Origin of the sequence: Microbacterium enclense, assembly GCF_001456955.1 — a bacterium.
In the GTDB taxonomy this organism is placed as follows: Bacteria; Actinomycetota; Actinomycetes; order Actinomycetales; family Microbacteriaceae; genus Microbacterium; species Microbacterium enclense.
The window spans coordinates 60,716-68,353 of the sequence record NZ_KQ758477.1 but is presented as its reverse complement, the minus strand read 5'-3'; the positions used below and the strand labels follow the sequence as shown (position 1 = coordinate 68,353).

At 65.6% G+C, this 7,638-nt stretch carries 10 protein-coding genes; 9 read left to right on the top strand and 1 reads right to left on the bottom strand.

The window, feature by feature from the left end:
- Window positions 1-114 precede the first annotated feature (114 nt).
- The 4 genes from AS029_RS16440 (at window position 115) to AS029_RS16425 (ending at window position 3,299) form a co-directional block, all read left to right on the top strand.
- Window positions 115-369 carry a hypothetical protein gene (locus AS029_RS16440; RefSeq protein WP_058233670.1) on the top strand — a complete coding sequence of 85 codons (255 nt, stop codon included), beginning with the start codon at window positions 115-117 and terminating at the stop codon, window positions 367-369.
- Between the two features lie 40 nt (window positions 370-409).
- Window positions 410-973 (top strand): hypothetical protein, encoded by a 564-nt coding sequence (locus AS029_RS16435; RefSeq protein WP_058233669.1) that lies wholly within the window; start codon window positions 410-412, stop codon window positions 971-973.
- Between the two features lie 400 nt (window positions 974-1,373).
- The gene (locus tag AS029_RS16430; protein ID WP_058233668.1) at window positions 1,374-2,774 is read left to right on the top strand and encodes a ParB/RepB/Spo0J family partition protein; all 1,401 of its coding nucleotides are present in this window, start codon (window positions 1,374-1,376) and stop codon (window positions 2,772-2,774) included.
- A gap of 102 nt (window positions 2,775-2,876) precedes the next feature.
- Window positions 2,877-3,299: a hypothetical protein gene (locus AS029_RS16425; protein WP_058233667.1), complete on the top strand. Its 423-nt coding sequence runs from the start codon at window positions 2,877-2,879 to the stop codon at window positions 3,297-3,299.
- Window positions 3,300-3,399: 100 nt separating this feature from the next.
- Here the strand turns inward: AS029_RS16425 and AS029_RS16420 are convergent, their stop codons facing one another.
- Window positions 3,400-3,648: a hypothetical protein gene (locus tag AS029_RS16420; protein ID WP_139168174.1), complete on the bottom strand. Its 249-nt coding sequence runs from the start codon at window positions 3,646-3,648 to the stop codon at window positions 3,400-3,402.
- Window positions 3,649-3,897: 249 nt separating this feature from the next.
- Here AS029_RS16420 and AS029_RS16415 point away from each other — a divergent pair, with 249 nt between their 5' ends.
- From AS029_RS16415 to AS029_RS17100, 5 genes are all read left to right on the top strand, one after another.
- Complete coding sequence (locus tag AS029_RS16415) at window positions 3,898-4,284, top strand: ArsR/SmtB family transcription factor (RefSeq protein ID WP_058233665.1); 387 nt, start codon at window positions 3,898-3,900, stop codon at window positions 4,282-4,284.
- Window positions 4,284-5,225 (top strand): cation diffusion facilitator family transporter, encoded by a 942-nt coding sequence (locus tag AS029_RS16410; RefSeq protein ID WP_058233664.1) that lies wholly within the window; start codon window positions 4,284-4,286, stop codon window positions 5,223-5,225. The genes AS029_RS16415 and AS029_RS16410 overlap by 1 nt, the downstream gene beginning before the upstream one ends.
- A gap of 116 nt (window positions 5,226-5,341) precedes the next feature.
- Window positions 5,342-5,773 carry a hypothetical protein gene (locus AS029_RS17430; RefSeq protein WP_139168173.1) on the top strand — a complete coding sequence of 144 codons (432 nt, stop codon included), beginning with the start codon at window positions 5,342-5,344 and terminating at the stop codon, window positions 5,771-5,773.
- A gap of 78 nt (window positions 5,774-5,851) precedes the next feature.
- The gene (locus AS029_RS16405) at window positions 5,852-6,520 is read left to right on the top strand and encodes a DsbA family protein (protein WP_058233663.1); all 669 of its coding nucleotides are present in this window, start codon (window positions 5,852-5,854) and stop codon (window positions 6,518-6,520) included.
- A gap of 32 nt (window positions 6,521-6,552) precedes the next feature.
- Window positions 6,553-7,521, top strand: coding sequence for an NAD(P)-binding domain-containing protein (locus AS029_RS17100; RefSeq protein ID WP_244886991.1), 969 nt, complete (start codon window positions 6,553-6,555; stop codon window positions 7,519-7,521).
- The last annotated feature ends 117 nt before the right edge of the window (window positions 7,522-7,638 follow it).

Below are 7,638 nucleotides of genomic sequence, written 5' to 3'. Positions count from 1 at the left end.
ATCCGGACGCGCCCTGCGGGCTTATTTCGCCCGGATCGGCGTCACTCCGCCGCCTCCACTCAATTGGTTTTCACTCGCCGGAGAGGCAAAGAAAACGATCAGTCAGGAGTAGACATGACCACCACCCTCGCAGCGACCATGCGCAAGCAGATGGTCACCCACCTCGTCAGCAAGAACATCGTGTGCCCCCGCACGGGTGCCGTGCTCGACGCCCGGACGTGCGTCGTTCTCACCGACCGCGACGGCGACCCCGCGGCGGTCGTCTCGCCTGCGGGCTGGGAGCAGATCAGCAACGACCCCGACACCCTCGCACGTCTCGCATCGCACGGGCTGACCGTCGACGCGACGACCGTCCCGACCATCCGTTAATAACTCTATTACCGGCAACGCGCGCTGACAGGAGAACCCCATGACCATGATTGACACCGGCCGCGCGACCGCGGCGCAGCTCGCGCTCATCCTCGACACCCGCCGTGCGGAGTCCGGCGATGACGCCGCGGCCACCGACGCCGAGATCCTCGCGCACATGCGCAACACCCTCACCCTGCCGGGCGAGGGCGCGCCGGGCGGGCATCCCGTCACCGACGACGGCACCGAATACGCCGCCGCGCTCATCGCGTTCCTCACCCCCGGGCCGACCGCTGACGCCCTGCTCGCCACGATCGAGCAGCTGCAACAACAGGTGTGGGCCGCGGCCCCGGTCCTCACAGTCGTCACCGTGACCGATGACGGGGAGACATACCGCGCGCTGCGCTGCCCCGTCTGCGACCAGCTCGTCACCGACTCCTACGGCGACCTGTACGCCGTGGACGTCTCGACCAGGTGGAGCATCGCAGAGACGGACGACGATCACCAGCAGATGAGCGTCAGCCGCGGGGAGGACGACTACAGCAGCACCCTGTACTACCTGCACACGACAGGCCAGCCGCACGCCGTCGTCCCGCCCGAGGACTGGACCGAGAGCTGGAGCTGACCCAGCGGGGGAGGGGCCGGCCTCCGGGCCGGCCACGAGGGGCGACCCCCTCGCGCTCCCCGGTGTTCCGCCTGCGGCGGGGCGCGAGCTCCGCCCGCGCAGCGGTGACGGAGCACCGCCGGAGCGAGCCGCTACGCGGCAGGATTCCCCGTTTTCTTCACCTCTCCGCGGTTTCAACCTACTTCGCTCCAACGGCTACGTGCCGTCTTTCTCGGACGCGGTCGCAAGCTCCCTTATTTCGCCCGAGAAAGACGTCACTCCGCCGCCTCCGCTCAGTTGGTTTTCACTCGCCGGAGAGGCAAAGAAAAACGATCTGGAAGACGACAAAAGCCCCGTAGTAATGGAAGTACCACGGGACCCGTCGCCTTCATGATCGCACACCGATCAAGGAGAAACCATCGTGAGCATCAACACCGGAACCGGGACCATCGAGCACATCGACCCGACCACCCTCGTCATCGAGGCGAACGTGCGCACCAGCGCTCCCGTGACCAAGGACTTCATCGCGTCGATCCGCGAGAACGGCGTCATCACCCCGATCCTCGCCCGCCGCGACGACCACGGAAACGTCATCGTCCGCGCCGGTCAGCGCCGCACCCTCGCCGCCCGCGAGGCCGAAGTGCCGACCGTCCCCGTCTACGTCGTGGAGGGCGACGACACCACCGCGGACCGGATCATTCAGCAGATCATCGAGAACGACCAGCGCGCCGACCTCAGCACCGCGGATCGCACCGCCGCGTGGGCGCAACTCGCGTTCGAGGGCATCAGCGCCGCGCAGATCGCCAAGCGCACCGGCACCAAGACCGACGCGGTGAAAAAGGGCCTCGCCGTCGCGGAGTCCGCCACCGTCACCTCCGCTCTGCACGAGCACGCGCTGACCCTTGACCAGGCGGCGGTGCTGTTGGAGTTCGAGGACGACGCCGACGCCCGCGCGCACCTGATCGAGGTCGCCACCACCGACCCGACCCAGTTCGAGCACACCGCGCAGAGCCTCCGCGACGACGCCGCGGAAAAGGCCCGCCTCGCCGCCGTCGAGCAGGAACAGATCGACAACGGCTTCCAGGTGCTCACCCGCGCCGAGGCGTACGGGGAGGAAAGCCCGTGGGTGAGCCTCCGCAAGCTCCACACCGCGGACGGCGCACAGGTCACCGTCGAGCACATCGCCACCGTGCCGGTGCGTGGCGCGCTCATCGACGTCAACTGGCGCGGCGACATCGACGTGACCTACTTCGTTCAGAACCCCACCGATGCGGGCTTCACCTACGCCTGGGGCGCACCCGGCACCCCCGCCGAGCCGCTGACCGCGGAGCAGATCGAGGAAGAGCGCGTCGAGAAGTCCGCCGAGCGTAAGGCGCTCATCGCCAACAACAAGGCGTGGACCGCCGCCGAGACGGTGCGCCGCGAATGGATCGCGACGTTCCTTTCTCGCAAGACCCTGCCGAAGGACGCTGACCGGGTGATCGCGCTGGGTCTGACCGCTCACCGGTTCTCGGTGTCGTCCGCAATGAGCCACGGCAACGACCTCGCGCACACGTTCCTCGGCGTCGAGCGACCCTCCGGCTACCACGCGGACGGCCTGGCCGAGTTGGTTGAGGCGAACCCCGGCAAGGCCCGCCTGGTGGCCCTGGCGGTCGTTCTCGCCGGTGCCGAGGCAGGCACCAGCAAGGAATCGTGGCGACGCGGCGACGAGCGCGCCGCCGCCCTGTTCCGCCAGCTCGCCGCGTGGGGATACGCCCTCTCCCCGGTCGAGCAGATCGTCACCGGCGACACCACCCCCGCCGAAGCCGCGGGCCTCGCCTAACCAACCGGACGGGGACCGGCTCACGCCGGTCCCCGTCACCCTGCGGCATCACCCCTTTTTTCACCCCTCGGCATCACCCTCAGCTCCACAGGAAGGCGCACCATGACCACCACCACGACACCCGCCGTGGACGTCGACGTGTGGGGACACACCGCGGCGCTGCGCGAGGCGGAAGCCGCCGTCGACGCGGCCACGGCATCCGGCGACGTCGACCAGATCGCCGCGGCCGCGCACGCGCTCATCGTCGCCGCGGCCGCGCACGGCTGGCCCACCGCGACGGCCCTGGTGTTCACCTACGAAACGACCGGTCCCGTCGCTCATGTGTGGGGGCTGTGGCGCGTGGTCGACGTCGACGGGCGCGTGCTGCGCGAGTGGGAGGACGAACCCGGCGACATGACCGACGAGTCCGAGGAAGAACTCGTGGCTCTCGACCTCATCACGAACCGCGCCGCGACGCTGCACGTCACGGACTACGGCACCCCGACGGGCACCGCGGCGACGGTGCTGCACACGCTCACGCTCTGAGCATGGCGGCGGGCCGACCCTGCTCGGGCCGGCCCGCACGAGGGGGAGACCCCCTCGACCCCCCTTCAACGCAGGTCGCGGGTCCCCCGCTCGAGCGCGCTCAGCTGCGCGGCCGCGGCTTGTACTTCTTACCCGCCCGGATGTTCACGTTCTCGATGACGCCGACAACGGCCAGACCCGTGGCGACGAGAAGGATGATCGTCCACCCGAGCACGTTCAGCCACGTGCCGGCGAACACCGCCGCCGTCTGCTCCGCCGCGATCGCGACAAGCATGAACGACGCCCCAAACCACACCATGCCGTTGGACACCAACGCCGCTTGAGCAAGCTTCGACCGCTTCTTAGACATGCGCACACCATCCCACCGGGCGCGCATGGTGTCCACGGGGTGCGGGGCTACCGCGCCCGAGGCTCCGCCCAGCTTGTCCATTTCTTTCGCTGCGATTGTTGCGAGGAGTTGCATCAACCTTCTCGGTGACGCCGGAGCATGTTCGAAGCTGGCACACGTCGTGTGGCCCGCGATGTCGGGTGAGAATGAGCACCGTTCCCAACTCGGTTTGAAAGCGACGGCGACGGTGCCCGGCGATATCATCGTCTTATGGCGATGATTGAAGAGGGCGGTCTGCTCGACTCCCGCGCGACCGCCGTGTATGCGCACCTATTCGACGCACTGGGGGACCCCACGCGATTGGCGGTCCTCCAGCATCTGGCTTCTGGCGAGCACCGTGTCCGCGATCTCGTCCAGCACCTCGGACTGGCTCAATCGACTGTGAGCAAGCACCTCAGCTTTCTGCGGGACTGCCGCTTAGTTACTGTTCGCTCGGAGGGGCGCGCGTCCTGGTTTGATCTCGCGCAACCTGTCGCGACTGCGGCCCTCATCAACGCCGCCGAACTCTTGCTGAAGGACACCGGAACGCGTGTCACGCTATGTGCCCATCTCCATCAGCCAGGTGAACACTTCGCCGTCGGAACGGACGCGGCCTGATGGGCGCCGGTCACACGCACGCACCGTCTGCCGGCGCAGCCGGAGAACCCACCGACCACCGCGTGCGTCTTTGGATTGCCTTTGGAATCACCGCGGCAATCACCGCGACTCAAGCGATTGGATCCTTTCTCACTGGCAGTCTCGCCCTCCTCACGGACACGGCCCACGCGCTCACTGACGCATCCGGACTTCTTGTTGCACTCATTGCCGCGACGCTGATGCTGCGCCCAGCTAGCGCGCGACGCACCTGGGGGTTCCGTCGTATCGAAGTCATCGCTGCCTTCGGGCAAGCGGCTTTGTTGATGGCGGTAGGGGGCTACACCGCCATCGAAGGGATACGACGGCTCTTCGAGCCCCCTGAGGTGCCAGCTGCCGAGCTGCTGGTTTTCGGAGTCATTGGGCTAGTCGCGAACATCATCGCCATCTTCGTGCTGTCGTCCAGTCGTGGAGCCAACTTCAACATGCGGGCGGCGTTCTTGGAAGTGCTGAACGACGCGCTGGGATCGCTTGGGGTCATTATTGCGGCTGTTCTCATCTGGACCACAGGTTTCCTTCAAGCTGACGCCATCGCCGGTCTCTTCATTGCTGCACTCATCGTGCCGCGTGCATTCAAGTTGCTGCGCGAGACGTCGCGGGTGCTCATGGAGTTCACCCCCGACGGTTTGAACCTGGACCATGTGCGATCACACATCCTCGAACTCGACCACGTCATAGACGTCCACGACCTACACGCCTCGACGGTCGCCACCGGCCTACCGACGATCAGCGCGCATGTCGTCGTCGAAGACGAATGTTTCACGGACGGACACGCAGCCGCAGTCCTCAGGGACGTCAGAGCCTGCGTGGCCCAGCACTTCGAGGTATCCGTAAGGCACTCCACCTTCCAGATTGAGACAGCCGACCTGCAAGATTCGGAACCCGGGGATGTCCGCCACGCTTAACCGCACACGGCGTCGATCCTCTGGAACAGGCGTGGTCGCCGCCCGAATCGCATGTCAGCATCAACGTCAGCTGTTTCCAGCATCTCGTGCGGAACCGCTACGTACACTGGCTACCGATGTCTATTGACGCTCGCTCACGGCGCTCCGTGCTGATGAAAGAGCACGGTGCGATAACGCGACTCATTACCATCATCGCCCTCGGGGCACTCATGCTGCTCGGGTTCGTGGCGCTCAGTCACGGCGACAACGGCCCGGTAAGCGGTACGGTCGTGACGGCATCTGACGCTGCGCCGCAAGAACCCGGCGCACCCGTCTCTACTTCAATCATTGAATCGGGCGTGTACGACGTGTCGCCGGGAATGGCGCTGTGCGTTCTCGGGGTCGTCTGCGGATTCGTTCTGTACCTCGTCATCCATCTCCTGGTACGTCGCCAACGGGCCGGGCTCACACTCTGGCGCGCCCTTCCGCCGTCTTTCATCCACGCTGTAACCGTCAGACGTGGGGGCCACGCCCTCACAATCGCGCAACTGGGCATCTCCAGAACCTGACATCGGCACGTCGCCCCCGCGGCGACACTCATCCCGGGCAACCCGGGCTTCCTTGTGCCGTTAAGTGCTGGAGTACCCATGAAAATCAATTGGAAGGCGACGGTCATTACCGCCGCTGCTGCCGTCGCCGTCGTCGCGGGGGCTGTCATCTACATCCTCATCGATCAGAACAACACTCGCGCCGCCGCCGAGGAAAGGGGAGGAGGGACGGTAGCAGTCGTTCGAGACGACTCCCACGTCCTCGACGACGCCGGCGGCGACGCCATCACCATCGTGGAGTTCTTGGACTTCGAGTGCGAAGCTTGCGGCGCTTATTACCCCGTCGTGGAAGAGCTCCGTGTGAAGTACGCGGGACAGATCAACTACGTCGTCCGCTACTTCCCTCTTCCCGGCCACCTCAACTCCGAAAATTCCGCGGTCGCCGCGGAGGCCGCGGCACAGCAGGGACGCTTCGAAGAGATGTATAAGCGTCTCTTCGACACGCAAGCACAATGGGGAGAATCTCAGCAAAGCCAAGCGGAGCTGTTTCGCTCGTACGCGACCGAGTTGGGCTTGGACATGGCGAGCTACGACGCAGCTGTCGCCGACCCTGCCACTCTCGAGCGTGTTCGATCCGACCTCGACGACGGACGCGTCCTTGGCGTGGACCGAACCCCCACCTTCTTTGTCGACGGTGAACCCCTTGTCATTGAACGATGGAACGACCTCGAAGAAGCCATCACTACCCGCCTGGACGGCACCCCCTAGTGGCGGGCCTGTCACACCGACGAGTCATCATCGTGGGCGCAGGGCAGGCTGGACTGGCAACCGCAGCGGCACTGATCGCTCGCGGCATGGAACCGCAACGCGACTTCGTTGTCATTGACCGTTCCCCGCGGGCACAACGCGCGTGGAGTGAGCGCTGGCCTTCCATGCGGTTGCTCAGCAACGCTGAGCACTCCAGCTTTCCCCGCAGACCGCTGGAGGGTGACCCGTACCGGCACCCCACCCCGGGAGACATCGAAAACTACCTGCACAGATTCGAAGCAGAGCTCGGCATAGACCCCGTCTGGGGTGTCCGGGCCGTCGCCGTCACCCGCTACGGAACCGGCCCGACGCTGTGCTTGAAAACCACCATCGGCGAAGTTCAGACCCGCAATATCGTGTGCGCCACTGGCGCCGCAGCACGTCCCCGATTTCCGGAATGGGCTGCAGATGTCGAAGTCGAGGGGGTGCAGATGCACACCAACGCCTACAGAACACGCGAGCAAATCCCGCACGGCCGGGTCCTTATTGTCGGCGGCGGAAATGCCGGGGTCGAGGTCGCCTTCGACCTAGCAAACTCGCACGACGTCACTCTGGCGGTTCGCTCCGGTGGCACTGAAGTACAAGCGAGACGATTCCCCACCCACCCGCGGTTTTCACCGTGGCGACGCAGAAATGTCGCGCAAGAACCTCCCTACGACGCCCTCCGAAACAGAGGGGTCCGCATTCGAGACGCGACGACAGGGGCACAGGGAACCGAGTTCACCTTTTCGGACGGGTCTCGGCAGACCTACCAGTCAGTCGTCTTCGCCACGGGGTACGTAGCGGGCGATGAGTGGTTGCCCACGCTGCCGCAGCTTCAGCGACGCATCCCCACCGTGACGGCGCTGCCCGGTCTATTCGTTGCCGGAATCCCCACACACAGCCACGCCAAAGCCAACACCCTCCCCGGGGTATGGACGGACGCGACTCGTATTGCCCGGTTCATCCACGCCCGACCTTGAAAAAGATTGATGAGACTTTTACATATTTCCAAACATCGCCATCGCGCGGTGCAGATCAGGTCGACGCTGTGCACCACCGTCGCTCTTGGCACCGCCCTCATCGTTGCAGGACCCGCG

Excerpts from the sequence above, each read along its gene's own strand:
- AS029_RS16440 (WP_058233670.1), top strand. The coding sequence starts at position 115 with ATGACCACCACCCTCGCAGCGACCATGCGCAAGCAGATGGTCACCCAC.
- AS029_RS16435 (WP_058233669.1), top strand. The coding sequence starts at position 410 with ATGACCATGATTGACACCGGCCGCGCGACCGCGGCGCAGCTCGCGCTC.
- AS029_RS16425 (WP_058233667.1), top strand. The coding sequence starts at position 2,877 with ATGACCACCACCACGACACCCGCCGTGGACGTCGACGTGTGGGGACAC.
- AS029_RS16420 (WP_139168174.1), bottom strand. The coding sequence starts at position 3,648 with ATGTCTAAGAAGCGGTCGAAGCTTGCTCAAGCGGCGTTGGTGTCCAAC.
- AS029_RS16415 (WP_058233665.1), top strand. The coding sequence starts at position 3,898 with ATGGCGATGATTGAAGAGGGCGGTCTGCTCGACTCCCGCGCGACCGCC.
- AS029_RS16410 (WP_058233664.1), top strand. The coding sequence starts at position 4,284 with ATGGGCGCCGGTCACACGCACGCACCGTCTGCCGGCGCAGCCGGAGAA.
- AS029_RS17430 (WP_139168173.1), top strand. The coding sequence starts at position 5,342 with ATGTCTATTGACGCTCGCTCACGGCGCTCCGTGCTGATGAAAGAGCAC.
- AS029_RS16405 (WP_058233663.1), top strand. The coding sequence starts at position 5,852 with ATGAAAATCAATTGGAAGGCGACGGTCATTACCGCCGCTGCTGCCGTC.